Source organism: Agromyces cucurbitae, assembly GCF_058349945.1.
In genome coordinates this window covers 248,050-272,477 of sequence record NZ_JBYRES010000005.1, presented here as the reverse complement: position 1 = coordinate 272,477, position 24,428 = coordinate 248,050, and the positions used below count along the sequence as shown (strand labels likewise).

The 24,428-nt window shown below is 71.9% G+C and carries 24 protein-coding genes and 1 tRNA gene; 19 read left to right on the top strand and 6 right to left on the bottom strand.

Features of this window, described 5'->3' with window-relative positions; translation table 11 throughout:
* Positions 1-102 precede the first annotated feature (102 nt).
* A complete protein-coding gene (gnd, locus tag AC3RJ6_RS18455) occupies positions 103-1,515 on the bottom strand; it encodes an NADP-dependent phosphogluconate dehydrogenase (RefSeq protein WP_491428661.1) in 1,413 nt (470 codons plus the stop codon).
* 366 nt (positions 1,516-1,881) lie between these two features.
* On the opposite strand from gnd, the gene AC3RJ6_RS18450 reads away from it, so the two are divergent.
* Positions 1,882-2,511, top strand: a complete 630-nt coding sequence (locus AC3RJ6_RS18450) for a 50S ribosomal protein L25/general stress protein Ctc (RefSeq protein WP_491428591.1) — start codon at positions 1,882-1,884, stop codon at positions 2,509-2,511.
* 134 nt (positions 2,512-2,645) lie between these two features.
* On the opposite strand, the gene AC3RJ6_RS18445 is transcribed toward AC3RJ6_RS18450, so the two are convergent.
* Positions 2,646-3,284 carry a TetR/AcrR family transcriptional regulator gene (locus tag AC3RJ6_RS18445; RefSeq protein ID WP_491428590.1) on the bottom strand — a complete coding sequence of 213 codons (639 nt, stop codon included), beginning with the start codon at positions 3,282-3,284 and terminating at the stop codon, positions 2,646-2,648.
* 169 nt (positions 3,285-3,453) lie between these two features.
* Between AC3RJ6_RS18445 and AC3RJ6_RS18440 the strand changes: the two genes are divergently transcribed.
* The 4 genes from AC3RJ6_RS18440 to pth all read left to right on the top strand — a co-directional run bounded on the left by AC3RJ6_RS18440 (position 3,454) and on the right by pth (position 6,170).
* A complete protein-coding gene (locus AC3RJ6_RS18440) occupies positions 3,454-4,047 on the top strand; it encodes a DUF6230 family protein (protein ID WP_491428589.1) in 594 nt (197 codons plus the stop codon).
* A 125-nt stretch (positions 4,048-4,172) separates the two neighbouring features.
* Complete coding sequence (locus tag AC3RJ6_RS18435; RefSeq protein ID WP_491428588.1) at positions 4,173-4,715, top strand: DUF6114 domain-containing protein; 543 nt, start codon at positions 4,173-4,175, stop codon at positions 4,713-4,715.
* Entirely contained in the window at positions 4,712-5,491 is a 780-nt protein-coding gene (locus AC3RJ6_RS18430) for a hypothetical protein (RefSeq protein WP_491428587.1), read from the top strand. Before AC3RJ6_RS18435 ends, AC3RJ6_RS18430 begins: the two co-directional genes overlap by 4 nt.
* 97 nt (positions 5,492-5,588) lie before the next feature.
* Entirely contained in the window at positions 5,589-6,170 is a 582-nt protein-coding gene (gene pth / locus AC3RJ6_RS18425; RefSeq protein WP_491428586.1) for an aminoacyl-tRNA hydrolase, read from the top strand.
* A 21-nt stretch (positions 6,171-6,191) separates the two neighbouring features.
* Here pth and AC3RJ6_RS18420 read toward each other — a convergent pair whose 3' ends face one another.
* Positions 6,192-6,941, bottom strand: a complete 750-nt coding sequence (locus tag AC3RJ6_RS18420; protein WP_491428585.1) for an RNase H family protein — start codon at positions 6,939-6,941, stop codon at positions 6,192-6,194.
* Between the two features lie 76 nt (positions 6,942-7,017).
* Here AC3RJ6_RS18420 and mfd point away from each other — a divergent pair, with 76 nt between their 5' ends.
* The 3 genes from mfd (at position 7,018) to AC3RJ6_RS18405 (ending at position 12,466) form a co-directional block, all read left to right on the top strand.
* The gene (gene mfd / locus AC3RJ6_RS18415; RefSeq protein WP_491428584.1) at positions 7,018-10,653 is read left to right on the top strand and encodes a transcription-repair coupling factor; all 3,636 of its coding nucleotides are present in this window, start codon (positions 7,018-7,020) and stop codon (positions 10,651-10,653) included.
* Positions 10,654-10,880: 227 nt separating this feature from the next.
* Positions 10,881-11,375 carry a GntR family transcriptional regulator gene (locus AC3RJ6_RS18410; RefSeq protein WP_491428583.1) on the top strand — a complete coding sequence of 165 codons (495 nt, stop codon included), beginning with the start codon at positions 10,881-10,883 and terminating at the stop codon, positions 11,373-11,375.
* Positions 11,372-12,466 (top strand): DUF5808 domain-containing protein, encoded by a 1,095-nt coding sequence (locus AC3RJ6_RS18405; protein WP_491428582.1) that lies wholly within the window; start codon positions 11,372-11,374, stop codon positions 12,464-12,466. The genes AC3RJ6_RS18410 and AC3RJ6_RS18405 overlap by 4 nt, the downstream gene beginning before the upstream one ends.
* A gap of 156 nt (positions 12,467-12,622) precedes the next feature.
* Here the strand turns inward: AC3RJ6_RS18405 and AC3RJ6_RS18400 are convergent, their stop codons facing one another.
* The gene (locus AC3RJ6_RS18400; RefSeq protein ID WP_491428581.1) at positions 12,623-13,828 is read right to left on the bottom strand and encodes a Na+/H+ antiporter NhaA; all 1,206 of its coding nucleotides are present in this window, start codon (positions 13,826-13,828) and stop codon (positions 12,623-12,625) included.
* 143 nt (positions 13,829-13,971) lie between these two features.
* Between AC3RJ6_RS18400 and AC3RJ6_RS18395 the strand changes: the two genes are divergently transcribed.
* Together AC3RJ6_RS18395 and mazG are read left to right on the top strand one after the other, a co-directional pair.
* Complete coding sequence (locus AC3RJ6_RS18395) at positions 13,972-14,622, top strand: LysE family transporter (RefSeq protein ID WP_491428580.1); 651 nt, start codon at positions 13,972-13,974, stop codon at positions 14,620-14,622.
* A gap of 52 nt (positions 14,623-14,674) precedes the next feature.
* Positions 14,675-15,412: a nucleoside triphosphate pyrophosphohydrolase gene (gene mazG, locus AC3RJ6_RS18390; protein WP_491428579.1), complete on the top strand. Its 738-nt coding sequence runs from the start codon at positions 14,675-14,677 to the stop codon at positions 15,410-15,412.
* A 13-nt stretch (positions 15,413-15,425) separates the two neighbouring features.
* On the opposite strand, the gene AC3RJ6_RS18385 is transcribed toward mazG, so the two are convergent.
* Entirely contained in the window at positions 15,426-16,247 is an 822-nt protein-coding gene (locus AC3RJ6_RS18385) for an NAD-dependent epimerase/dehydratase family protein (protein WP_491428578.1), read from the bottom strand.
* 63 nt (positions 16,248-16,310) lie between these two features.
* Here AC3RJ6_RS18385 and hisS point away from each other — a divergent pair, with 63 nt between their 5' ends.
* The gene (gene hisS / locus AC3RJ6_RS18380) at positions 16,311-17,579 is read left to right on the top strand and encodes a histidine--tRNA ligase (RefSeq protein ID WP_491428577.1); all 1,269 of its coding nucleotides are present in this window, start codon (positions 16,311-16,313) and stop codon (positions 17,577-17,579) included.
* 160 nt (positions 17,580-17,739) lie between these two features.
* Positions 17,740-19,020, top strand: coding sequence for a phosphopyruvate hydratase (gene eno / locus AC3RJ6_RS18375; protein WP_491428576.1), 1,281 nt, complete (start codon positions 17,740-17,742; stop codon positions 19,018-19,020).
* Here the strand turns inward: eno and AC3RJ6_RS18370 are convergent.
* Positions 19,010-19,402, bottom strand: coding sequence for a hypothetical protein (locus AC3RJ6_RS18370; protein WP_491428575.1), 393 nt, complete (start codon positions 19,400-19,402; stop codon positions 19,010-19,012). The two genes, eno and AC3RJ6_RS18370, sit on opposite strands and share 11 nt — an antisense overlap.
* Positions 19,403-19,451: 49 nt before the next feature.
* On the opposite strand from AC3RJ6_RS18370, the gene AC3RJ6_RS18365 reads away from it, so the two are divergent.
* The 7 genes from AC3RJ6_RS18365 to AC3RJ6_RS18335 all read left to right on the top strand — a co-directional run bounded on the left by AC3RJ6_RS18365 (position 19,452) and on the right by AC3RJ6_RS18335 (position 24,391).
* Complete coding sequence (locus AC3RJ6_RS18365; RefSeq protein WP_491428574.1) at positions 19,452-19,889, top strand: FtsB family cell division protein; 438 nt, start codon at positions 19,452-19,454, stop codon at positions 19,887-19,889.
* Positions 19,886-20,407, top strand: a complete 522-nt coding sequence (locus AC3RJ6_RS18360) for a DUF501 domain-containing protein (RefSeq protein ID WP_491428573.1) — start codon at positions 19,886-19,888, stop codon at positions 20,405-20,407. Before AC3RJ6_RS18365 ends, AC3RJ6_RS18360 begins: the two co-directional genes overlap by 4 nt.
* On the top strand, positions 20,404-21,696 hold the full coding sequence (locus AC3RJ6_RS18355; RefSeq protein WP_491428572.1) for a S8 family serine peptidase: 1,293 nt from the start codon (positions 20,404-20,406) through the stop codon (positions 21,694-21,696). Before AC3RJ6_RS18360 ends, AC3RJ6_RS18355 begins: the two co-directional genes overlap by 4 nt.
* A 48-nt stretch (positions 21,697-21,744) precedes the next feature.
* Complete coding sequence (locus AC3RJ6_RS18350; protein ID WP_491428571.1) at positions 21,745-23,157, top strand: NAD(P)/FAD-dependent oxidoreductase; 1,413 nt, start codon at positions 21,745-21,747, stop codon at positions 23,155-23,157.
* 75 nt (positions 23,158-23,232) lie between these two features.
* Positions 23,233-23,306: transfer RNA gene (locus AC3RJ6_RS18345), tRNA-Leu, on the top strand.
* 124 nt (positions 23,307-23,430) lie between these two features.
* On the top strand, positions 23,431-23,847 hold the full coding sequence (locus AC3RJ6_RS18340; protein ID WP_491428570.1) for a hypothetical protein: 417 nt from the start codon (positions 23,431-23,433) through the stop codon (positions 23,845-23,847).
* Between the two features lie 154 nt (positions 23,848-24,001).
* Positions 24,002-24,391 carry an SHOCT domain-containing protein gene (locus tag AC3RJ6_RS18335; protein ID WP_491428569.1) on the top strand — a complete coding sequence of 130 codons (390 nt, stop codon included), beginning with the start codon at positions 24,002-24,004 and terminating at the stop codon, positions 24,389-24,391.
* Positions 24,392-24,428 lie beyond the last annotated feature (37 nt).

Here is a 24,428-nt window from a genome sequence, read left to right as displayed (position 1 = left end):
CCGCGCGGCACGCCGACGGGCGAGACGCGAATCGCCCGCCCCGAACGACGGGGCGGGCGATTCGACTCGGCTCCGAGGCGTCCGGGCGCGGATGCCGCGTGCTCAGTGCGACGACGGCGTCGTCTCGATCTCGGTGCGGTCGCCCGACCACAGCGTGTGGAAGACGCCCGGCTTGTCGACGCGCTGGTAGGTGTGCGCCCCGAAGAAGTCGCGCTGGCCCTGGACGAGTGCGGCGGGCAGGCGCTCGGCGCGGAGGCCGTCGTAGTAGGCGAGCGACGAGCTGAACGCGGGCGCGGGGATGCCCGCCTGCGCGGCGGCGACGACCACACGGCGCCACGCCTCCTGCGCGCCGGTCACGGCGTCGCGGAAGTAGGGCGCGACGACGAGGGCGACGAGCTCGGGGTTCTCGGCGTAGGCGTCGGCGATGCGGTTGAGGAAGCGGGCGCGGATGATGCAGCCGGCGCGCCAGATGCGGGCGATGTCGCCCTTCTTGACGTCCCAGCCGAACTGCGCGGCGCCGGCGATGATCTCGTCGAAGCCCTGCGAGTAGGCGATGATCTTCGACGCGTAGAGCGCCTGGCGCACGTCCTCGATGAAGGCGTCGGCGTCGGCCACCGTGAACGCGCCCGACGGCCCGGGCAGGTCGGTCGCGGCGGCGCGCTGGCCGCGCTGCGACGAGAGGCTGCGCGCGAAGACCGCCTCGGCGATGCCCGAGACGGGAACGCCGAGGTCGAGCGCGTTCTGCACCGTCCAGGCGCCGGTGCCCTTGGCGCCCGCCGAGTCGAGGATGACGTCGACGAGGGGCTCGCCCGTCTCGGCGTCGACCTGGCGCAGCACCTCGGCGGTGATCTCGATGAGGTAGCTCTCGAGCTCGCCCGTGTTCCACTCGGCGAAGATGTCGGCGATCTCGGCCGGCGACTTGCCCGTGCCCTGGCGGATGAGGTCGTAGGCCTCCGCGATGAGCTGCATGTCGGCGTACTCGATGCCGTTGTGCACCATCTTCACGAAGTGGCCGGCGCCGTCGGTGCCGACGTGGGTGACGCACGGCGCGCCGTCTTCAGGGGCGCGGGCGGCGATCGACGCGAGGATCGGGCCGAGCGTCTCGTACGACTCCGCGGTGCCGCCGGGCATGATCGACGGGCCGTTGAGCGCGCCCTCTTCGCCGCCCGAGATGCCGGTGCCGACGAAGTGGATGCCGGTCGGCGCGATGTCGGCCTCGCGGCGGATGGTGTCGTGGAAGTTCGCGTTGCCGCCGTCGACGATGATGTCGCCCGGTTCGAAGCGGCTCACGAGCTCGGAGATGACGGCGTCGGTGCCGCGGCCCGCCTGCACCATGATGATCGCGGTGCGCGGTTTCGCGAGCGAGGCGACGAAGTCGTCGTACGACTCGCTCGCGACGAACTCGGCCTCGGGGTGCTCCTCGACGAGGGTGCGCGTGCGCTCGGGGGAGCGGTTGAACACGGCGACGGTGTTGCCCTCGCGGCTCGCGAGGTTGCGGGCGAGGTTCGACCCCATGACCGCGAGTCCGACGACGCCGATGTTTGCTGAAGGGGTGACAGGCACGTAGCTCTCCTCGAGAAGGATGTGGGGTCGGCTTCCAGCGTACTGTGAGCCGGCCTCACCGTTGCACGGTGTTGCGGTGAGCTGGGATGCCTCGTCGTCCGCGCAGGGCTGGTAGGATTGCCGATTGGACTTCGGCGAGGGATGCCAATCCGTTCGCGCATGCGAGCGGCGAGGCATCCGTGATCGACGCGGTAGGGGCAGGCTCCACGGCTTTTCCTCACGCTCTGCGCAGCACGCTGCGCGCGTTCGAGTCGAAAACAACAGACACACGATCTGGGCCGTCAGGGTGAACCGCCCGGCCCCGCAAGGAGAGACATCATGGACGAGGACAACAAGGTCGTCGCAGAGGCTCGCGACAGCTTCGGCAAGGGCGCTGCGCGCAAGATCCGCGCCGCCGGCAAGATCCCCGCGGTCATCTACGGCCACGGCACCGACCCGCAGCACGTCACCGTGCCGGCCCACCAGGTCGGACTGCTCATCCGCAAGGCGAACGCCGTGCTCGACCTCCAGATCGGCTCGAAGAGCCAGCTCGTCCTCGTCAAGGACGTCCAGAAGGACCCGGTGCACCAGGTCATCGAGCACCTCGACCTCATCGTCGTGAAGAAGGGCGAGAAGGTCCAGGTCGAGGTGCCCGTGCACCTCGAGGGCGAGTCGGCTGCGGGCACCGTCGCCGACCTCGACCACCACGCGCTGTCGCTCGAGGTCGAGGCCACCCACATCCCCGAGAACGTCGTCGTCTCGGTCGAGGGCCTCGAGGAGGGCACCCAGATCCACGCGAAGGACGTCGAGCTGCCCAAGGGCGCGACGCTCCTGACCGACGGCGACGCGCTCGTCGTCAACGTGCACACCCCGCAGAAGGTCGACCTGGGCGAGGAGCCCGCCGAGGCCGCCGAGGCCGAGGCCGAGGCCGCCGCCGAGGCGCCGGCCGAAGAGGCTGCCGCCGAGTAATCACGCTCGCGCCCCGAGGGCCCGTCCACGACCGCCAGGTCGGGGCGGGCCCTCGTCGTTCCCCGGGGCATCGGCCCGCCGGTGCCCGTCGGTGGGGGCGGGCCCCGGCGCCGCGGGGTGCAGCGCCCGCCGGGTCACGCGTCGAACAGCACCCGGGATGCCTCGGGGTCGATCTCCGACGCGATCCCGCGCAGCGCGTGCTCGAGGAGCTCGACGATCTCGTCGTCGTCGAGCTCGTCAGCGAGGGCCGCGTCGACGAGGGCCTGCTCGGTGAACGCGAGCCAGCCCCGCAGCCCGATGCGGAGCGTCGGGCTCGGTTCGACGCCGAGCTCGCGGAACAGCACGACGACGCGCTCGGTCTGCAGCAGGCGCGCCTGCTCGACGACCGCGCGGATCTGCGGGTCGCCGCTGGCCGGGCCGCGCACGAGCGAGAAGAAGGTGCCGCCGTGCGCCCGCACGAACCCGACGGTTCGGCGCAGCGTGTCACTGAGCCGGGGGAGCGGCGCGAGCGACTGGTCGGGCTCGGTCGCGAGCAGCATGCTGTCGCGCGCCGTCTTCACGAGTTCGCGCTGGAAGCCCTGCCGCGACCCGAAGTAGTGGAAGAGCAGCGCCCGCGAGACCCCGGCGTCGGCGGCGAGGCGCTCGATGTTGAGCTCGCCGAGCGGGTGCTCGGCGAGGGCCGCGACGCCGAGCGCGATGAGCTGTGCGCGACGTTCGTCGGGGGTGAGGCGCGCGCGCCGCGCGGCGGGTGGATCGTCGACGCGGGCGGCCATGCTCCGAGCCTATCGGCGGCCGGGTGCCGGAATCGCGCGGGCGAACCGTGCGGCAGTGACCCGATCGTTATTGACTTCGAGTGAACAACTATTGACGAACAGTCAATAGGGTCCGTAGGGTCGCCGTGGCGGCGAACCGCCGCCCGCTTCAGCGCATCAAGGAGGATCCATGAAGTTCCGTTCACTCACGGGCACACGCCTCGGCCGGGTCGCCATCGCCGCCGTTCCCGTCGGCGTCGCCGCCAGCCTCGTCATGGCCGGCGTCGCGAACGGCGCCGTGCCGGTGTCGTTCGCCGTCTCCGGCAGCCAGTTCAAGATCGCCGCATCCTCGCTCGACGGCAGCGGGTTCTCGCAGTACGCGGGCGTCGCGGCCGAGAAGAACGGCACGCCGCACCCCGTCGCCATCTCGAACATCGGCGAGGCGTCGCTCTCGGACCTCTGCCAGTCGGTCGTCACGGACACCCCGCTCGGCAAGCTCGGCATGCTCATCTCGGCCGGCGGCGGCGGCAAGCCGGCGACGGCGAGCGACCTGCAGATCGGCCTCACCGACCTGCAGGGCGACGCGACGTTCGGCAACATCCGCATCGGCGTCGACGCCTCCACGGTGAAGACCCCGTCGAAGGGCGAGGCCGGCGGCTTCGCGCAGGACGCCGACACCATCAAGATCTCGGGCCTCAAGCAGACCGCGTGGAGCACCCAGGCGGGCGTGTTCACGCTCAACGGGCTGCACCTGCAGCTCACGAACGGCAAGGAGTGCTTCTGAGCCGCATCCCGGCCTGAACGCCGCATGACCCGCGGGGCGGGCGCGACCCGACGCAGCCCGCCCCGCGACCTCCGCCACCGCCCCCGACACCGCACCCGCGCCAGCACACGACGAAGGAGTCACCGATGCCCGCGACACACGACCAGCCGACCGACCTCGACCTCCTCGCGGAAGCCGCCGACGCGACCGATGCGGCCGGCCCCGCCGAAGCACCCGCATCGGGCGGATTCGGCGCCTGGTACCGCTCGCGCCCGTTCATCGGCGGCATCATCACCGTGCTCGCCGGGGCGGCGATGTTCCTGTCGAGCCAGCTCGACCTCGGCAACCTGACGATCCACGTCGGCGTCGAGGGCATGCAGGCGACGATCCTGCCGATCGTCGTCGCGCTCGCCGGAGTGCTCGCGGTCGCGATGCCGGCGCACCGCATCTTCTACGGCGTGATCGTGCTCGCCGCCTCGGTCTACTCGCTCGTGGCGGTGAACCTCGGCGGCTTCTTCGTCGGGTTCCTGCTCGGCTGCGTCGGCGGCATCATGGTCGTCTCGTGGGCGCCGCGACGCGAGTCGGATGCCGCGGCCGACGCCGAGCCGGCGCCCGCGGTCGCCGAGGATGACGGCGAGCCGGATGCCGCGCCCGGCGCCCGTGCTCACGAGGCGGAGACCGCGGCGTGAGCCGCGTACGGCACCTGCGCGCCGGCGCGATCGGCGCGCTCGCGCTGCTGCTCGTCACCGGCACCGCGCAGGGCGCGTCGGCGCTGCCCGGCGTGCGCGCCGAGGCGACCGAGGGTTGCGAGGAGCCGACGCCGCTCGAGCAGTTCTTCGGCGCCGACCCCTGCCCCGACCCCGCGGCGACGCCCGAACCGACCCCGTCGCCCGAGCCGACGCCGGCCCCGTCGCCCACCGCCGAGCCGGGCACCGGAGACCCCGACGCGGACGGCGAAGAGCCCGAGGCATCCACGCCGCCCGACGCGGAACCCGCCGCTCCCGAGGAATCCCCGGCGCCGAAGCCGGCGGCCCCGGTGCTCGCGCCCCTCGACGAGGCCGCTCCGGTGTTCACGGGCGATCCCGCGACCCTGTCGGGCGACCGCCTCGCGATCGAGGGGCTCTCGGGCATCGCGATCGTGTCGGTGAAGCTCGCCGACGGGTCGACCGAACGCGCCATCCGGCTGCAGGCCGACCGCATCGTGATCGACGGGTTCCGGCTCGACGTGCCGGCGGGCGACGGCGGGCTCCGCAACACCGCGACGACGCTCACGGTCGACGGGAACGTCGTCGTGTACACGCCGTCGATCGCCGGCATCCTCGACGACGGCACGAAGCGGCTCATCGACACCCTGACGACCCCGACCGCCGACGAGCTCGCGGGGCTCACCCGGCTCACGCTGCCGCTGCGCGGCATGCTCGCCGACTCGATCGCCTACGACGACTCGCATCAGGCGACGTTCTGAGCGGGTACGCTCGTTGCGGGCCGGAGCGGCCCTGATCGACCCGAGCGGAGCACGAATGGCGTGGTTCAGGCGGGCACGCGCGCGGAAGGACGACGGCATGGCCGAGAACACCTGGCTCGTCGTCGGGCTCGGCAACCCCGGCGCGCAGTACGCCGGCAACCGGCACAACGTCGGGCAGATGGTGGCCGACGAGCTGGCCTCGCGCCTCGGTGCGAGCTTCAAGAGCCACAAGACCCCGTCGCGCGTCGCCGAGGGCTTCGTGCGCCCAGGCGGTCCGAAGCTCGTCGTCGCGAAGCCGAACTCGTACATGAACACCTCGGGAGGCCCGGTGTCGGCACTCGTCAAGTTCTACGGGGTGCCGCCCGAGCGCATCATCGTCGTGCACGACGAGCTCGACCTGCCGTACGACACCGTGAAGCTCAAGCAGGGCGGCGGCCACGGCGGACACAACGGACTGCGCGACATCGCGAAGTCGCAGGGGCCCGAGTTCATCCGCGTGCGGGTCGGCATCGGCCGGCCGCCCGGCCGGCAGGACCCGGCCGACTTCGTGCTCAAGGACTTCTCGGGCACCGAGCGCCAGACCCTGCCGAACCTCGTCTCGGATGCCGCCGACGCGGTCGAGGCGATCGCCGACGGCGGGCTGCTCGCCGCGCAGCAGAAGTTCCACTCACCGAGCTGAGCTCCGGCGGCCGGTCGCCGGTCAGATCAGGCCGCGCAGGAACTCCTCTGGGCTCGTACCCGCCGCGCGCGCGCGCTCGACGAGCCGGGTGTGCTCGTCGACGGTGAGGTCGAGCGACATCGTCAGCCAGTCGGCGGCCGGGTCGTCGAAGTCGAAGAGGGTCGCATCGGCGGGGGAGCGGTCGTCGTGCGCCGCGGCGTCGATCGGCTCGGGCGCCTCGACGGCGACCTCGTTCGCGGGCACGTCGTCGGCATCGGGCGCGGGCAGCGCGTCGGCCACGGCGGTCGCCACGGCGGCGTCGCCCTCGCAGTCGCCCGTCCAGCCGGGCCCGCTCGGCACCGGGAGTCCGCTGCGGAACGCCTCGGCGGCCGCACGGGCGCGCTCGTCGGCGGCCTCGTTCATCGGGTGGCCGACGTGGCCCTTGACCCACTCGAAGCGGAAGCGGCGGCCGACGAGGGCGGCGTCGAGCTCCTTCAGGATCTCGACGTTCATGACGGGCTTGCCGTCGGCCTTGCGCCAGCCCTTGCGCTTCCATCCCGGCATCCACTTCGTCACCGAGTTGATGACGTACTGGCTGTCGCACTGCACGAGCAGCTCGTCGTCGAGGTGCGCCGTCGCGCGGAACAGCTCGAGCACCGCGGTGAGCTCGCCGACGTTGTTGGTGCTGTGCTTCCACCCGCCGGCCGCCCAGCAGTCGTCGGCGACGTACCAGGCCCAGCCCGCGGGGCCGGGGTTGCCGAGGGCCGAGCCGTCTGCGGCGGCGATGATCATGCGATGGTGTCCTTCCGTCGGGGCGGGAGTCATCGTATCGGGAGGGGGTGTCGGCGGGGCGGAATAGACTTCTCCGGTGAGCCTCAAGGGTCTGAACACGGCGCTTTCGCGCGCCTCCACGATCGATCGCGCCCTCGCCGAGGCCCAGCGCAACGCCGACTTCTCGGCTCCGTCGGGACTCGACGCGCCGATGCTCGCGTCGCTCCTCGAACGCCGCGCGGCAGCCGGCCTCGCGCCCTCGATGCTCGTCGTCACGGCGACCAGTCGCGAGGGCGAGGCCCTGCGCGCGTCGCTCGCCCCCTACCTGCCCGACGCCGAGCTGCTCGAGTTCCCCGCGTGGGAGACGCTGCCGCACGAGCGCCTGTCGCCGAGCGCCGAGACGGTCGGCCGGCGGCTGCATGCGCTCCGGCGCCTGCACGAGTGGGCCGAGGCGCCCGGGCCGAGGCATCCCCTCGTCGTCGTCGCCTCGGTGCGCGCCGCGCTGCAACCGATCGCCGACAACCTCGCCGCCCTCGAGCCGATCGAGCTCGTCGAGGGCGCGCGCGGGCACGACCTCTCGCAGATCGCTGTGCGCCTCGTCGACCTCGCGTACGCGCGCGTCGACATGGTGTCGCGCCGCGGCGAGTTCGCGGTGCGCGGCGGAATCCTCGACGTCTTCCCGCCGACGGCCGACCACCCCGTTCGCGTCGAGTTCTTCGGCGACGAGGTCGAAGAGCTGCGCGCCTTCTCGGTCGCCGACCAGCGGTCGCTGCCCGAGCCCGTCGAGCGGGTGCGCCTCGCGCCGAGCCGCGAGCTGCTGCTCACGCCGGCCGTCAGGCAGCGGGCGCGCGAGATGGTGCACGAGTTCCCGAGCCTCTCGGCGATGCTCGAGAAGATCGCCGAGGGCATCCCCGTCGAGGGCATGGAGTCGCTCGCCCCCGCCCTCACCGAGCGGCTCGTGCCGCTCGCCCACTACCTGCCGCGCGAGGCCGCCGTCGCCGTGATCGCACCCGAACGGGTCTCGGGTCGCGCGGCCAGCCTCGCCGAGACGAACCGCGAGTTCCTCGCCGCCGCGTGGAGCGCCGCGACCGTCGGCGCGGGCGCGCCGATCGACCTCGACGCGGGTGACTTCCTGACGGTCGCGCAGCTGCGCGAGGCGACGCTGTTCAGCGCCCCGGGCGAGGCCGACCCCGGCCGCGTCTGGTGGACCCTCTCGCCGTTCGACGCCGGCGACGCGGCCGAAGACCTCGAGCTCGATGCCTCGTACGTGCGCATCGCGGCCAACGCGATGCCGAGCTTCCAGGGCAACGTGGCGGGCGCCGTCGACCACGTCGCCGGTCGCCTGCGCGACGGCTGGTCGCTCGTCGTCGCCTCGGCGGGTCAGGGTCTCGTCGAACGCGCGCGCGACGTGCTCGCCGACGCCGGGCTCGCCGGTCGCATCGTCGACGAGGTCCCCGACTCGCTCGAGGCCGGCGTCGCGTACCTCGTGCAGGCCGAGGCATCCCGTGGTTTCGAGGTGCCCGAGGCGAAGCTCGGCCTCATCGCCGAAGCCGAGTTCTACGGGCGCTCGGCCGGGTACGACGCCCGCGCCGGCAAGAAGCTCGCGACGAGGCGGCGCAACGTCGTCGACCCGTTGCAGCTGAAGCCCGGCGACTACGTCGTGCACTCGACCCACGGCATCGGCAAGTTCATCGAGCTCGTGCAGCGCGAGGTCGCGACCGGCACGCGCCCGAAGGGTCCGAGCCGCACGGCCGGTATCGCGGGCCAGCCGACGACCGTGCGCGAGTATCTCGTGCTCGAGTACGCCTCATCGAAGCGCGGGCAGGCCGGCGACCGGCTGTTCGTGCCGATGGACCAGCTCGACCTGCTCTCGCGCTACGTCGGCGGCGAGGCGCCCTCGCTCTCGAAGATGGGCGGCAGCGACTGGTCGCAGGCGAAGTCGAAGGCCCGCAAGGCCGTGCGCGACATCGCGGTCGAGCTCGTGAAGCTGTACTCGGCGCGCATGGCGGCGAAGGGCCACGCGTTCGGGCCCGACACCCCGTGGCAGCACGAGCTCGAAGAGGCGTTCCCGTTCGCCGAGACGCACGACCAGCTGCAGACGATCGACGAGGTGAAGGCCGACATGGAGCGGCCCATCCCGATGGACCGCCTGCTCGCGGGCGACGTCGGCTTCGGCAAGACCGAGGTCGCCGTGCGCGCCGCGTTCAAGGCGATCCAAGAGGGCAAGCAGGTCGCGATGCTCGTGCCGACGACGCTGCTCGTCAAGCAGCACCTCGAGACGTTCAACGAGCGGTACGCGGGCTTCCCGGTGCACGTGCGGGCGCTCAGCCGGTTCCAGACCGACAAGGAGGCGCGCGAGACCATCGCGGGCCTCGCCGACGGCACGGTCGACATGGTCATCGGCACGCACCGCATCCTCACCGAGAAGGTGTCGTTCAAAGACCTCGGCCTCATGATCATCGACGAGGAGCAGCGGTTCGGCGTCGAGCACAAGGACGCGCTGAAGAAGCTCAAGACGAACGTCGACATCCTCGCGATGAGCGCCACCCCCATCCCGCGCTCGCTCGAGATGGCGGTCACCGGCATCCGCGAGATGTCGACCCTCGCGACTCCGCCCGAAGACCGGCACCCGATCCTCACGTTCGTCGGCCCGTACTCCGAGCAGCAGGTGGCCGCGGCGATCCGCCGCGAGCTGCTGCGCGAGGGCCAGGTGTTCTTCGTGCACAACCGGGTGTCGTCGATCAACCGGGTCGCCGCGCAGCTCGCCGAGCTCGTGCCCGAGGCGCGCATCGCGGTCGCCCACGGCCAGCTCAACGAGCACTCGCTCGACCAGATCGTGAGCGACTTCTGGGAGCGCAAGTTCGACGTGCTCGTCTCGACGACGATCATCGAGACGGGCCTCGACATCTCGAACGCGAACACGATCATCATCGACCGGGCCGACAAGTACGGCCTCTCGCAGCTGCACCAGCTGCGCGGCCGCGTCGGCCGCGGGCGAGAGCGCGCGTACGCGTACTTCCTCTACGACCCGGCGAAGCCCCTGTCCGAGACGGCGCACGACCGGCTGTCGACGATCGCCGCGAACAACGAGCTCGGCAGCGGCATGCAGGTCGCGCTGAAAGACCTCGAGATCCGCGGCGCCGGCAACCTGCTCGGGGCCGAGCAGGCCGGGCACATCGCTGGCGTCGGGTTCGACCTGTACCTGCGCATGATCGGCGAGGCCGTGTCGACCTTCCGCGGCGACGTCGCCGAGGGCCAGACCGAGCTCAGGCTCGAGCTGCCCGTCGACGCGCACATCCCCGACGAGTACGTCGACAGCGAGCGGCTGCGTCTCGAGGCGTACCAGAAGCTCTCGGCCGCGAGCGGACCGGCCTCGAAGGAGGGGCAGATCGACCAGGTGCTCGAGGAGCTCGTCGACCGGTACGGTGCGCCGCCCGAGTCGGTCGAGCATCTCGTCGCCGTCTCGCGGCTGCGCCGTCAGGCCCAGCTCGCGGGGCTCGGCGAGGTCATCGCGACGGGCTCGAAGCTGCGCATCGGGCCCGCGCAGATCCCAGACTCCCGGCGGGTCCGGCTCGAGCGCATGTACCCGGGGGCGAAGCACTTCGCGCAGAACGACGTGATCCTCGTGCCGTGGCCGACGCCCGGGGGCGAACCGCCCGGCGACGCCGACCTCATCGAGTGGGTGTCGCGCCTCATCGCGAACATCTTCGAGCCCGCGCCCGCGGCGGCCTGAGCGCAGGGGGCGGCGGCCTGAGCGCGGGCGCCCGAGCCCTGTGTTCGCGTGCCGGCGGGGCGCCAGCGTTTCGGAGATCTGCACCCGATCGGGTGGTGCGCGCATTCGGCACCGAGATCGTGGTGATCTCCGAATCCGTGGCGACCATCTCGGTCGCTACTGTGCTGGCTGTACTGTAATCTGTAGTACAGATATCACAGCCAGTGCAGGCATGACAGGAGTCCCGTATGCAGATCGAGATCGATCCCGAGTCCGAGGTGCCGCTGTCGCAGCAGTTGCGCGACCGCATCGTCGAGGGCATCGCTGCCGGTGACCTGCATCCGGGCGATCCGCTCGCCTCGGTGCGCCAGCTCGCCGTCGACTTCGGCATCAACGTCGCGACCGTGAGCCGCGGCTACGAACTGCTGCGCGGCGAGGGCCTCGTGCGCACGAACCGACGCTCGGGCTCGGTCGTCGCGCGCGGCCCCGAGTCGGGCGCACCGTCCGAGGCGTTCGTGCCCGAGTGGCGTGCCCGGCTGCGCACCCTGCTCGCCGAGGCGGTCGCGCAGGGCATGTCCGACGACGAGGTGACCGGCACGACGGGCGAACTGCTCGCGCAGTTCGCCCGGGCGCGGTCGGCGAGCGGGCCGCGCCCGCCGCGGGCGTCGTCGGCCACGAGGCATCCCGCACCCGACCCTGAGACCCCGGCCTCGACCCAGACCACGGAGGAAGACCACGCATGACCCTGTTCTCGATCGTGCTCGGAGCGGCGCTCGTGTCGCTCATCGCCGTCAGCATGCTCGTCATGCCCGCGCTCGTGCGCCGTACCCTGCCGCTCGGCGTGAGCGTGCCGAACGCGCACGTCGACGACCCCGTCGTGCGCACCGCCGTCCGCCGCTACCGGGTGATCGTCGCCGTCGGCTGGATCGCTGCGCTCCTCGTCGTCGTCCTCGTCGCGCCGTTCGCGCCCGCGGTCGCGCTGCTCGCGTCGATCCTGCTCGTCCTCGTCGCCTCGGTCGTCGCCTATCTCGTGCCGCGTGCCGCGATCCAGCGCGCGAAGCGAGCCGGCGGCTGGTACGACGAGGCCGTCGTTCGCATCGTCGCCGACTCCGCCCCCGCCGAGCGTCCTCGGCCTCCGACGGGGTGGTTCGCCGCCTCCCTCGCGCTGATCGGCGTGGTCGTCGCGGTCGGCATCGCCGTCTACGACCGGCTGCCCGATCCGCTTCCCGTGCACTGGAACGCGGCGGGCGAGGTCGACGCCTACGCCGACAAGAGCATCTGGTCGGTGTTCGGGCCGCTGCTCGTCGGCGCGATCACGGTCGTCGGGCTCTACGCGCTCTCGTTCCTCGTGCGGGTCTCACCCGTGCGCGGCGTCGCGGCCGATGATCGGGAGACCAATGCGGCCCGGGCCTTCGCCGTGCGCAGCGTCATGATCGGCATGCTCGGCGCCGTCATGTTCGCCATCACGATCATCTTCTCGTGGACGACCCTCGTCTCGTGGGCGGGCACGGCCTCGCCGGGGCTCGTCATCGGCGTCACGACCGGGCTCGTCGTCGTGCTCCTCGCGGTCGTCGCGCTCTCCCTCCGGCGGTACCGGCGGGCCGTCCGCCCCGGCGGTGCGACCGTCGACGGTGCGCCCGATGCCCCCGACGACGACCGGTACTGGAAGGCCGGGATGGTGTACGTGAATCCCGACGACCCGTCGTTCATGGTGCAGAAGCGGTTCGGCGTCGGCTGGACCGTGAACCTCGGTCACCCCGGCGGCATCATCGCCGTCGTCGTGCTGCTCGCCGTCATCGTCGCGCTCATCGTCGTGCCGATCGCCCTCGACTGAGCTCGGGGCGCAGCCACGGATTCGGAGATCAGGACGAGATCGGGTCGGCCGCCGGGTGCGGCATCCGAGACCGTGCTGATCTCCGAAACGTGGTGACGTGAAGCAGGCAGCAGGCCGGGCGAGCAGGCGCCAGGCGCCGGCGCGGCAGCACGCCGCTCAGTGCGCGAACGTTCCGCCGCCACCCGGGCCCGATGCCGCGCCGCGTCGCCGGTAGTGCGCCGAACGCAGGGCGACGGCGATCGCCGAGCCGACGATCGCGATGCCCGAGCCGAGCAGCACGGCGAGCGTGCCCTCGTCGGCCACCGCGGGCATGCCGGCGAACGCGAGCTCGTTCATGAGCAGCGACACCGTGAAACCGACGCCGCCGAGGGTGCCGACCACGAGCAGGTCGACGATCGTGAGCGGGGTGCCCGAGCGCCGCCCGGCGACGAGCCCGCCGAGGCCGCCGGCGAGGGTGATGCCGATGAGCTTTCCGACCGGCAGTGCGACGAGGATGCCCCAGAACGCCGGATCGAGCTCGCTCGGCCGCACCTGCGGCACGACGACCATCGCCGCCGACAGCGCGAAGAGCGGCAGGATCACGCCGTTCGACCAGGGCTCGAGCGCGTGCGCGGCGCGACCGCCGGGCCGTCGGCTCATCACGAGGCCGAGCGCGACGCCCGCGATCGTCGCGTGCACGCCCGACTGGTAGACGAAGTACCACGCCACGACGCCGAGCACGACGAGCAGCAGCATGATCGGCCACTGCGGACGGCGCGCGAGGATGTACGGCGAGCGCGGTTTCATGAGCCGGCTCACGGCGCCGAACAGCGCGATCGCGATGCCGGCGAACCCGAGCGCGGCGAGGTCGGCGTCGCTCGTGAAGAAGAACGCGATGATGAGGATCGCGATGAGGTCGTCGAGCACGGCGAGCGCGAGCAGGAACACGCGCACGCGCGTCGGGATCCACCGCCCGAACACCGCGAGCACGCCGAGCGCGAAGGCGATGTCGGTCGCGGTCGGGATCGGCCACCCGTCGACCGTCTCGGTGCCGGCCGTGAACGCGACGTAGATGAGCGCGGGCACGATCACGCCGCCGACCGCGGCGATCGCGGGCAGCAGCGCCTTCGAGAGCGAGTTCAACTCGCCGATCACGAGTTCGCGCTTGAGCTCGACCGCGACGATGAAGAAGAAGATCGCGAGCAGTCCGTCGCTGATCCAGTGGCCGAGCGACAGGTCGAGACCGAGCCACGGCAGGTCGATGTGCTCGGTCTTCAGCTCGATGAGCGGGGGCCCGACGGGCGTGTTCGCGATGATGAGGCCGAGCGCGGCGGCGATGAGCAGGAGGGCGGCGGCCCACCGTTCGGAGCGGAGGACGTTCATGCGGATCCTTCGGGGTACGACGTACGTGTGCTGCCGACCAGACTTCCCGGCTCTCCGCGTCGATCCTATCGGCCGGTCGGGGCCGGGCGGCGGCGCCCCGCCCGCCGACGGAACGCGGGTCGTCCGCGACGTACGCTGGTGGGATGCCCTTCTCGCTCTGGATCACGCTGCTCGTCGCGTGCCTCGTGATCAGCTTCACCCCCGGCGCGGGCGCCATCAACACGATGGGCAACTCGCTCAACCACGGCTTCCGCCGGTCGATCTGGGGCATCCTGGGCCAGCAGGCGGCGCTGCTCATCCACATCGTGATCGTCGCGCTCGGCGTCGGCGTGCTCGTGGCCTCGTCCGAGCTCGCGTTCAACGTCATCCGGTACGCGGGCGCGGCGTACCTCGTCTACCTCGGCATCCGGCAGATGCTCGCGAAGCCCACGGTCGACGACCTCGACGACGACGAGGCGGATGCCCCGGGGCGGGCGCTCGCCGCGGCATCCGAGAGCCGCTGGTCGATGTTCCGGCGGGGCCTCTGGGTGAACCTGCTGAACCCGAAGGCGATCGTGTTCTTCCTGGCGTTCCTGCCGCAGTTCATCCGCCTGGGCGAACCGCTCTGGCTGCAGTACCTCATCGTCACGGTGACGGTGATCACGGTCGACATCGCGGTCATGTGGGGGTTCTTCGCCGCCGCCGCGCACGGTTTCCGCCGGTTCACCCGCACCGCGCGCGGCCAGCGCACGCTCAACCTCGTGTTCGGCGGCCTCTTCATCGGGGTCGCCCTCCTGCTCGCGTTCGTGCACTGACCCGCGGGCGGGGCCGGGTTCCTCCTCGAGCCGACCGGCATAGGCTGCCGGTATGAGCCAAGCCCACCCCGGCCTCGACGAACTCATCGCGACCGTCGCCCTGCTGCGCGCGCCCGGCGGCTGCCCGTGGGACGCCGACCAGACGCACGAATCGCTCGTGCAGTACCTCGTCGAGGAGTGCTGGGAGCTCATCGACGCGATCGAGGCGGGCGATCGCGCCGAGATGATCGAGGAGCTCGGCGACGTGCTCTACCAGGTGCTCTTCCACGCCGACATCGCCGCGCACACCGACGGCGAGCGGTTCGACATCGACGACGTCGCACGTCACATGACGGCGAAGATGGTGTCGCGGCATCCCCATGTGTTCGGCGATCGCGAGGCCGAGACCGCCGACGACGTCGTCGCGTTCTGGGAGGACCTCAAGGCCGACGAGAAGCCGCACCGCACGAGCGTGCTCGACGGGGTGCCGCGCGGCATGCCGGCGCTCGCTCTTGCGCGCAAGGTGCTCGCCAAGGCCGAGAAGGCGGGCGTCACCGCAGCCGTGATCGTGGATGCCCCGGGGCCGGCGCCGGCCGAGGGACCGGTGAGGGCCGACGCCGGGTCGGCTCCGGTCGCGCCCGCGACGGAGGCGGAGCTCGGCCGGCTGCTGTTCGGGCTCGTGGCCTCGGCGCGCGAGCAGGGGCTCGACGCCGAGCGGGCGCTGCGCGGCGCCGTGCGCGACTTCGAGGCCGAGGTGCGCCGCGCCGAGCAGTCGGACGTCGCGGCGAGGGGCGCCGGCGCGGGGGAGTGACGCCGCGGCGTCGTCAGCCGAGCCCGAGTCCGTCGCGCCACGACGGATGCGACGGCGACCAGCCGAGCGACCGCGCGGCCGAGGCGTCGGTCACCCGCGCCGAACCGCGCGCGGTCGTCGCCGGCCGGCCCGTGAAGCCCGCCCGGGCCGCGAGCACCCCCGCCCAGTCGGCGAGTTCGGCTGGATCGTCGTCGACGAGGTCGACGGTGCCGGCCGGCCAGGCGAGTGCCGCGACGACGGCCGCGACCGCGTCGTCGACGTGCAGCCAGTTCGTGGTCTCGGCGATCGCGTCGACGCGGCCCTCGCCGGCTCGCGCCGTGAAGGCGCCGTCGGCCGCGTACCAGGTGCCGGGCCCGTAGAGCAGCCCGAAGCGCAGCACGACGCCGTGCTGGTGCCCGGCGACGGCGCGTTCGAGCGCCGCCACGGGGGCGTCGTCGGGCGACCACGAGATGCTCTCGGCGATGAACCGCCCGACCCCGGCCGCCCGTGCGGCAGCGACGAGCGCGGGCGCGCCCTCGAGCCGGAGCCGGGCGTTGGCGGCGTAGTCGAGTGCGGCGAGGTCGGTCGCGAGGAAGGCGATCGCGTCGGGTTCGGCGGCGGCGACGGCGCGGTCGATCGACGCGGCGTCGAGCACGTCGAGCACGAGGCCGTTCGCGCCGTCGCGCTCGATGCCGGCGAGCCGCCCGGGGCTGCGGCTCGTGCCGAACACCGTGTGCCCGCCCGCGACGAGCGCGCGCACGGCCGGCGCGCCGAGCACGCCCGTGGCGCCCACGACGAGCATGCGCTGCCCGCCGTTGGCGCGGGGCTCCGCGTGGTCGTTCGCAGTGCCGGTCATCGTGCCTCCCGTCGGACGGTCCCGCGCGCGGACCGTGCCCGCGCAACTGGAAGAATGGCACGCATGGCCCAGAACGTGACGCCCCCGCGCGGCATGCGCGACTTCCTCCCCGCCGAGAAGGCCCGACGCGAGCACGCCCTCGGCGTGATCCGCGGCGTGTACGCGGCGCACGGCTTCGACGAGATCGAGACGCCGGTCATGGAGGACTCGTCGCGGCTGCACGCGGGCCTCGGCGGCGACAACGAGAAGCTCGCGTTCGCCGTCATGAAGCGCGGCCTCACGGGCGACGACCTCGCCGCCGCCGCGGCGTCCGGCGACGCCCTCGCCCTGGCCGACCTCGGCCTGCGCTACGACCTCACGGTGCCGCTCGCCCGGTTCTACGCGACGAACCGCGCGGCCCTGCCGCCCGTGTTCCGCTCGATCCAGATCGCGCCGGTGTGGCGCGCCGAGCGCCCCCAGAAGGGCCGCTACCGCCAGTTCGTGCAGTGCGACATCGACGTCATCGGCGACGCGACCCCGCTCGCCGAGCTCGAGCTGCTGACGGCGACCGTCGCGACCCTCGACGCGCTCGGGCTCGCGGGCTGCACCATCCGCATCAACGACCGCCGTATCCTGCATGGCATCCTCGCGTCGTGGGGCGTGCCCGACGACCTGCGCGAGCGCGCGCTCATCACGATCGACAAGCTCGACAAGATCGGCACCGGGGGAGTCGCGGCCGAGCTCGCCGAGATCGGCGCGGTCACGGCCGACACCGAGGTCGCGACGGCCCTCGAGGGGCTCACGAGCGCCGACTGGCACCTGGCCTCGGGCGTCGTGCCCCCGCCCGCGTGGCTCGACCTCGAGGCCTACGGCGACCTCGTCGCGCTGCGCGAGGCGATGCCCGACGCGGCGATCGAGTTCGACCCGACGCTCGTGCGCGGCATGGGCTACTACACGGGCACGATCTTCGAGATCGCGCACCCCGAGTTCGGCTACTCGCTCGGCGGCGGCGGTCGCTACGACCACATGGTCGGACGCTTCCTCGGGCAGGAGGTGCCGGCGTGCGGCTTCTCGATCGGCTTCGAGCGCATCGTCGACCTGCTCGAGATCCCGCGCGACGACCTGCCCCGCGCGATCGTGCTCGTGCACGATGCGGATGTCCCGGCCGAGCGCCTGCTCGCGATCAAGGGCGAGCTCGTCGCGTCGGGGGCGCGCGTGCGCCTCGAGCGCCGGGTGAAGAACCTGCGTGCGCTGCTCGACCGCGTGACCGCCGACGGCTTCGAGGAGTTCGCGACCGTGAACGCCGCGACGCCAGACGCGGCATCCCTCGAGTTCCGCGCTCTCGGCGCGTAAGCCCGCGCCGGCGCGGCGAGATCGCCATATTCCGCAAGTCGATCGCCAGACGGGGCGGTGCGTGACGACCGACCGGAGCTCCACCGCCGAGCGTCCTAGACTTGGCAGCGGGCCGTTCGGCCGTCTATCCACCAGCACATCCCTCACAGAGGAGTCCACTGTGGCATTCATCGAAGCTGTAGGTGCGCGCGAGATTCTCGATTCGCGCGGCAACCCGACCGTCGAGGTCGAGGTGCTGCTCGACGACGGTTCGCTGGCCCGCGCGGCGGTGCCCTCGGGTGCATCGACCGGTGCGTTCGAGGCGTACGAGCTGCGCGACGGCGACCCGAAGCGCTACCTCGGCAAGGGCGTCCAGAAGGCCGTCGAGGGCGTGCTCGACGTGCTCGGCCCGGCCATCGAAGACCTCGACGCGAGCGACCAGCGCCTCGTCGACGCCGCCCTCATCGAGGCCGACGGCACCGCGAACAAGTCGAAGCTCGGCGCGAACGCCATCCTCGGCGTCTCGCTCGCCGTGGCGAAGGCCGCCGCCGACTCGGCCGACCTGCCGCTGTTCCGCTACCTCGGCGGCCCGAACGCGCACGTGCTGCCCGTGCCGCTCTTCAACGTCATCAACGGCGGCGAGCACGCCGACAACGGCATCGACATGCAGGAGTTCTTCCTCGCGCCGATCGGCGCCGAGACCTACTCGGAGTCGCTGCGCTGGGGCGTCGAGACGTACCACGTGCTGCGCAGCGAGCTGAAGGCCGCCGGCTACTCGACCGGCCTCGGCGACGAGGGCGGCTTCGCCCCCGACCTGCCCAGCAACCGCGAGGGCCTCGACTTCCTGCTGAAGGCGATCGAGAAGGCCGGCTTCACCCCCGGCACCGACATCGCGCTCGGCCTCGACGTCGCCGCGACCGAGTTCTTCAGCGACGGCGTCTACCGCCTCGAGGACAAGGACTGGTCGGCCGCCGAGCTCATCTCGTACTACGAGGGACTCGTGCGCGACTACCCGATCGTGACGATCGAGGACGCGCTCGCCGAGGACGACTGGGACAACTGGAAGGCGCTCACCGACGTGCTCGGCTCGAAGGTGCAGCTCGTCGGCGACGACCTGTTCGTCACGAACCCGGCGCGCCTCGCCGACGGCATCCGTCGCGGCGTCGCGAACTCGCTGCTCGTGAAGGTCAACCAGATCGGCACCCTGACCGAGACGTTCGACGCGGTCAGCCTCGCGCAGCGCTCGGGCTACACCGCGATGCTGTCGCACCGCTCGGGCGAGACCGAGGACACGACGATCGCCGACCTCGCGGTCGCGACCAACTGCGGTCAGATCAAGACGGGCGCGCCCGCCAGGAGCGAGCGCGTCGCGAAGTACAATCAGCTTCTGAGGATCGAAGAAGAGCTCGGTGAGGCCGCGGTGTTCGCGGGCCGCACGGCGTTCCCGCGCTTCACGGCGTGATCGCGTAGCGACATCGCGACGGGGGCGGCCGGGTGGCCGCCCCCGTCGTCGTCTTCCGGGCCGTCATGAGGAGGGCGATGAACGGCGAGTCCCCTCGCACCCCTCGCAGGCCTGCGAACCCGGCGGGCTCCCGCGTGCCGCGGTCGCGCCGCAAGGCCGGGGCGGATGCCTCGGAGTCGCCGTCGTCGGCGAAGCGGGCGGGTTCGACCGGCACGTCGCCGTCGTCGACCGCGACGTCGTCGTCGAAGGCGGGGTCGTCGAAGGCCGGGTCGCCGAGTTCGACGACGTCGAAGTCGGGCGCGAAGGCATCGGCGAGCGCCAAGCCGAGGGGCTCGAAGCCGCGCCCGGCGTCCGCGCCCGGGCGGGGTTCCGCGTCGTCCACGCGTGCGGGCTGGCTGAGCGGCATCCGATTCTCAGGTTTCTCGCTGATCATGTTGGGCATACTCGTGCTCGCGGTCGTGGTGCTCGCACCGACGATCGCCGCGTTCGCCCAGCAGCGCGCGCAGCTCGCCGAGCTCAAGGCCGCCGTCTCCGCCCAGGAGGAGGAGGTCCAGCGGCTCCGCGACGAGCGCGAGCGCTGGAACGACGAGACGTTCATCGTCACGCAGGCGCGTGAACGGCTCTACTACGTGATGCCGGGCGAGGTGAGCTACCTCGTCATCGACGACCGCGACGCGGCCGCGAAGACCGACGAGACGACGGCCGTCTCGGCCGAAGTGACCGAAGCGAAGGGCGACTGGATGCGCACCCTGCTCGACTCCGTGATGACCGCGGGGCTCGCGCCCGAGGCCGGCGCGACCGACGCACCGGCGACCGACGCACCCGCGTCGCCGACGCCGACCACTCCTGCGACGGGAGACGCCCGATGACCCGCCCGCCGTTCGAGCCCGTCTCCGAGCGCGACCTGCGCGTCGTCTCGGCCCAGCTCGGTCGCCCCGCGCGCAACGTCGTCGGCATCGCCGCACGCTGCGTCTGCGGCAACCCGACGGTCGTCGCGACCGCGCCGCGCCTGGCCGACGGCACGCCGTTCCCGACGTTCTACTACCTCTCGCACCCGGGCGCGACGGCCGCCATGTCGTTCCTCGAGGCCGGCCAGCTCATGGTCGAGTTCAGCGAGCTGCTCGCGAGCGACGACCTCGTACGCGCCGGCTACGAGCAGGCCCACCGCGACTACCTCGCCGACCGCGAGCGCTTCGGCGAGGTCGAGGAGATCGCGGGCATCTCGGCGGGCGGCATGCCGACCCGCGTGAAGTGCCTGCACGCGCTCGCCGCCCATGCGCTCGCGGCCGGCCCCGGCGCCAACCCGATCGGCGACCTCGCGCTCGCCCGCTCGAGCTGGTCGCCCGACGTCTGCAAGTGCCCCGACTACGGAGTCGACGAGGAATGAGCCCCCGGAGTCGAGCCGCCCGAGCGCGTGCGCTCGCCGCGAAGTCGGCGGTCGCCGTCGTCGCCGCGGCCGCCGTCGTGGTCGGCGGCGCGGCACCGGCGCAGGCCGACACGGTGCGGGACTACGAGTACTGGCTCGGCGACTACGGGTTCACGACCGCCTGGTCGACGACGCAGGGCAAGGGCGTCACCGTCGCGATCATCGACACCGGGGTCAACGGCAACGTCACCGAGCTCCGCGGCGTCGTCAAGGGCGGCACGGATGTCTCGGGGCTCGGCACGCCCGACGGGCAGACGCCGGTCGGCGACCCCGACGAGAGTGCGCACGGAACGATGGTCGCCTCGCTCCTCGCCGGTCGCGGCACCGGTGAGGGCAACGGCGTGATCGGCGTCGCACCCGAGGCCGACCTGCTCACGGTGTCGGTCGCGTTCGGCCAGGACACGGGCGCCGAGAAGACGAACGACGAGCAGATCGCCGAAGGCGTGAAGTGGGCGGTCGACAACGGCGCCGACGTCATCAACATGTCGCTCACGCGCAATACCCGCGACTGGCCCGAGAGCTGGGACGACGCGTTCACGTACGCCTTCGAGCACGACGTCGTCGTGGTCGCGGCGGCCGGTAACCGCGGCAACGGCACGACCGAGGTCGGCGCTCCCGCGACGATCCCCGGCGTGCTCGCGGTCGCGGGCGTCGACAAGGAGAAGAACGCGAGCCTCGACGCGAGCTCGCAGGGCATCACGCTCGGAGTCGCGGCTCCCAGTGAAGACCTCGTCGGCGTGCGGCCCGACGGCCGCGTCGCGATCTGGAGCGGAACGAGCGGTGCCGCCCCGCTCGTCTCCGGCATGGTCGCGCTCGTGCGGGCCGAGTACCCCGAGCTCGATGCCGCCGACGTCATCAACCGCGTGATCCAGACGGCCGACCCGAACGGGCACGAGGTGCCGAGCCCGCTCTACGGCTACGGCCTCATCGATCCGGTCGCGGCGCTCGAGGCCGACGTCGAGCCGGTCGACGCCAACCCGCTCGGCAGCCTCGAGGAGTGGATCACCATCCACCGCCGCGCGACCTCGACCTCGCCGACGCCCGAGGCGACCGAGCAGGAGATCGTGCCCATCGCCGACCCTCCGCCCCCGGCCGACGAGGGTACGGCGACCATGCTGCCGACCCCGTGGACGCTCGCGTACATCACCGTGCCGCTCTCGTTGGTCGCAGGATTTGGTACGCTAGCAGCGCTGTTGGGCATCGGCGCCATTCGGCATACCAGGCGAACGGTACGCACGCGCGACCCCTGATCGCGCGCACCGGGTCGCATCTACCAGATACTGAGGAGTCCATTCACCGTGCCCAAGATTCTCATCGTCGGCGGTGGCTATGCGGGGTTCTACACGGCGTGGAAGCTCGAGAAGTGGCTTCGCCCCGGCGAGGCCGAGGTGACGATCGTCGACCCGCTGCCGTACATGACGTACCAGCCCTTCCTTCCCGAGGTCGCCGCGGGTTCGATCGAGGCGCGCCACTCGGTCACCTCGCACCGTCGCCACCTGAAGAAGACGAACGTCGTCACCGCGAAGGTCACGAAGATCGACCACGCGTCGAAGACGGCGACCATCACCCCCGAGCTCGGCGAGCCGTGGGAGTTCGAGTACGACGTCATCGTCGTGACCGGTGGCGCGGTGTCGCGCACCTTCCCGATCCCGGGCATCGCCGACAACGCGATCGGCCTCAAGACGGTCGAAGAGGCCGTCGCGATCCGTGACCGCGTGCTCACCAACTTCGACAAGGCCTCGAACCTTCCCCCCGGCCCCGAGCGCGAGCGCCTGCTCACCTTCGTGGTCGTCGGCGGCGGCTTCGCGGGCATCGAGGTGTTCGCCGAGCTCCGCTCGTTCGCGAGTGCGCTGCTCGAGTACTACCCGCAGCTGACGTTCGACGAGACGCACTTCCACCTCATCGAGGCGATGGGCCGCATCATGCCCGAGGTCTCGCTGCCCACGAGCCACTGGGTCATCAAGCACCTCGCGCAGCGCGGTGCCGAGATCCACCTCGACACCCAGCTCACGAGCGCCGTCGACGGCAAGATCGAGCTGTCGACCGGTGAGAGCTTCGAGAGCGACCTCATCGTCTGGACGGCCGGCGTCATGGCGAACCCCGCCATCGTGCGCTCGAGCGACCTGCCCGTCGAAGAGCGCGGCCGCATCAAGACCCGCGCCGACCTCCGCGTCGGCGGTGAAGACGACGACGAGATCGTGGCCGACGCCTGGGCGGCCGGCGACATCTCGGCCGTGCCCGACCTCACGGGCGGCGGCGTCGGCGGTTACTGCGTGCCGAACGCCCAGCACGCCGTGCGCCAGGGCAAGCTGCTCGCGAAGAACATCGTCGCCGTGCTGCGCGGCGAGGAGCCCAAGAACTACGTGCACAAGAACCTCGGTGCCGTCGCCGGTCTCGGCATCGGCTCGGGCGTGTTCCAGTCGGGCAAGCTCGCGATCAAGGGCCTGCTCGCGTGGTTCGCCCACCGCGGGTACCATGGCCTCGCGATGCCCAGCTGGGAGCGCAAGTTCCGCGTGTTCTGGGGCTGGTGGAACAACTTCTGGCTCGGCCGCGACATCGTGTCGCTCTCGGCCCTGCAGCAGCCGCGCGCCCAGTTCGAGCTGTTCGCCGCACGCCCGAAGCCGCCGGCCGTCGAGGCCCCGGCCCCCGCGGCCGAGGCACCGGCCAAGGCCGTGAAGTCGGCCAAGAAGGAGCCCGTCGCCGCCAAGTAGCGGTTCGGCCCTGACTAGGCTGTGACGCGGCGTCGCCCTTCGGGGCGGCGCCGCGTCGGCGTCTCCGCGCAGGCGGCCCCCATAGCCCAACCGGCAGAGGCAGGCGGCTTAAACCCGCTCAAGTCTGGGTTCGAATCCCAGTGGGGGCACCCGGCGGGCAGGCGGCGCTGGGTCCTTGGCCCAAGCCCAGTCTGGGTTCGAATCCCAGTGGGGGCACCCGGCGGGCCGGCGGCGCCGGGTCCGATGTCGGCGGTCGGGTGTTCACTGCGGGGCATGGCCGATTCCGAGGGTCCGACGAGGTTCGCGATCGACGCCGAGACGGCGCTTCGACTGATTCGCGACCGGTATGCGGCCGATGAGCGGCGTCCGCTCGTCGCACCGTCCGTCCTGCGCAGCCATGCGATGGCGCTGCTCTACCGCGAGGTGCGCGAGAACCTGCTCGACGAGCGCGAAGCTCGTGCCCAGCTGGAGGCGCTCGCGTCGCTGCGCGTTCGGCTCCTCGGTGACCGGGTGTCGCGCGCGACGGCGTGGCGCATCGCACGCGACCTCGATCTCGACGACCCGACGCTCGCCGAGTACCTCGCCGTCGCGAAGCTGCAGGCCGACGTGCTCATCGCCGGCGACGAGCGCATCGTGAGCGCGGCGGCCGGCATCGTGCCGGTGGCGCCGTACGTCGAAGTGCACGGCTGACGGCGCGAGGCGACGAGAGCCGGTGCATGAGATCGCCGCAGCCGGAGCCGGCCGTGTCACTCGAATTGAGTGATGCACTGCCGGCCGCCGGGGCGCTAGGTTCGAGGCATCCTCGCGCAAGATGGTCTCGCCGAGTGACGAAAGGGGCACGCTGATGAACAGCTTCTGGGACTTCCTCGTCTGGCTCTTCTGGATCTACGTCATGTTCGCGTGCATCTGGATCTTCATCACCGTCATCATCGACATCTTCCGCGACCACACGCTCAACGGCTGGGCCAAGGCCCTGTGGCTGATCTTCCTGGTGTTCCTGCCGTTCCTCGCGGCGTTCATCTACCTGATCGCCCGCGGCAAGTCGATGGCCGAGCGGCGCATGCAGGAGCAGGTGGACGCCCAGGCGCAGGCGAACGCGTACATCCGCAGCGTCGCCGGCAGCGGCGGCGGGTCGGCGGCGGCCGACATCGAGAAGGCCAAGGGCCTCCTCGACTCGGGCGCGATCTCGCAGGCCGAGTACGACCAGCTGAAGGCGAAGGCGCTCGCCGGCTGATCCGATCCGGAGGACCGAGCGGCGGCGTTCGTGCATG

Excerpts from the sequence above, each read along its gene's own strand:
- gnd (WP_491428661.1), bottom strand. The coding sequence starts at position 1,515 with ATGGGGTCGAACCTCGCCCGCAACCTCGCGAGCCGCGAGGGCAACACC.
- AC3RJ6_RS18450 (WP_491428591.1), top strand. The coding sequence starts at position 1,882 with ATGGACGAGGACAACAAGGTCGTCGCAGAGGCTCGCGACAGCTTCGGC.
- AC3RJ6_RS18445 (WP_491428590.1), bottom strand. The coding sequence starts at position 3,284 with ATGGCCGCCCGCGTCGACGATCCACCCGCCGCGCGGCGCGCGCGCCTC.
- AC3RJ6_RS18440 (WP_491428589.1), top strand. The coding sequence starts at position 3,454 with ATGAAGTTCCGTTCACTCACGGGCACACGCCTCGGCCGGGTCGCCATC.
- AC3RJ6_RS18435 (WP_491428588.1), top strand. The coding sequence starts at position 4,173 with ATGCCCGCGACACACGACCAGCCGACCGACCTCGACCTCCTCGCGGAA.
- pth (WP_491428586.1), top strand. The coding sequence starts at position 5,589 with ATGGCCGAGAACACCTGGCTCGTCGTCGGGCTCGGCAACCCCGGCGCG.
- AC3RJ6_RS18420 (WP_491428585.1), bottom strand. The coding sequence starts at position 6,941 with ATGATCATCGCCGCCGCAGACGGCTCGGCCCTCGGCAACCCCGGCCCC.
- AC3RJ6_RS18410 (WP_491428583.1), top strand. The coding sequence starts at position 10,881 with ATGCAGATCGAGATCGATCCCGAGTCCGAGGTGCCGCTGTCGCAGCAG.
- AC3RJ6_RS18405 (WP_491428582.1), top strand. The coding sequence starts at position 11,372 with ATGACCCTGTTCTCGATCGTGCTCGGAGCGGCGCTCGTGTCGCTCATC.
- AC3RJ6_RS18400 (WP_491428581.1), bottom strand. The coding sequence starts at position 13,828 with ATGAACGTCCTCCGCTCCGAACGGTGGGCCGCCGCCCTCCTGCTCATC.
- AC3RJ6_RS18395 (WP_491428580.1), top strand. The coding sequence starts at position 13,972 with ATGCCCTTCTCGCTCTGGATCACGCTGCTCGTCGCGTGCCTCGTGATC.
- mazG (WP_491428579.1), top strand. The coding sequence starts at position 14,675 with ATGAGCCAAGCCCACCCCGGCCTCGACGAACTCATCGCGACCGTCGCC.
- AC3RJ6_RS18385 (WP_491428578.1), bottom strand. The coding sequence starts at position 16,247 with ATGACCGGCACTGCGAACGACCACGCGGAGCCCCGCGCCAACGGCGGG.
- hisS (WP_491428577.1), top strand. The coding sequence starts at position 16,311 with ATGGCCCAGAACGTGACGCCCCCGCGCGGCATGCGCGACTTCCTCCCC.
- AC3RJ6_RS18365 (WP_491428574.1), top strand. The coding sequence starts at position 19,452 with ATGTTGGGCATACTCGTGCTCGCGGTCGTGGTGCTCGCACCGACGATC.
- AC3RJ6_RS18360 (WP_491428573.1), top strand. The coding sequence starts at position 19,886 with ATGACCCGCCCGCCGTTCGAGCCCGTCTCCGAGCGCGACCTGCGCGTC.
- AC3RJ6_RS18355 (WP_491428572.1), top strand. The coding sequence starts at position 20,404 with ATGAGCCCCCGGAGTCGAGCCGCCCGAGCGCGTGCGCTCGCCGCGAAG.
- AC3RJ6_RS18340 (WP_491428570.1), top strand. The coding sequence starts at position 23,431 with ATGGCCGATTCCGAGGGTCCGACGAGGTTCGCGATCGACGCCGAGACG.
- AC3RJ6_RS18335 (WP_491428569.1), top strand. The coding sequence starts at position 24,002 with ATGAACAGCTTCTGGGACTTCCTCGTCTGGCTCTTCTGGATCTACGTC.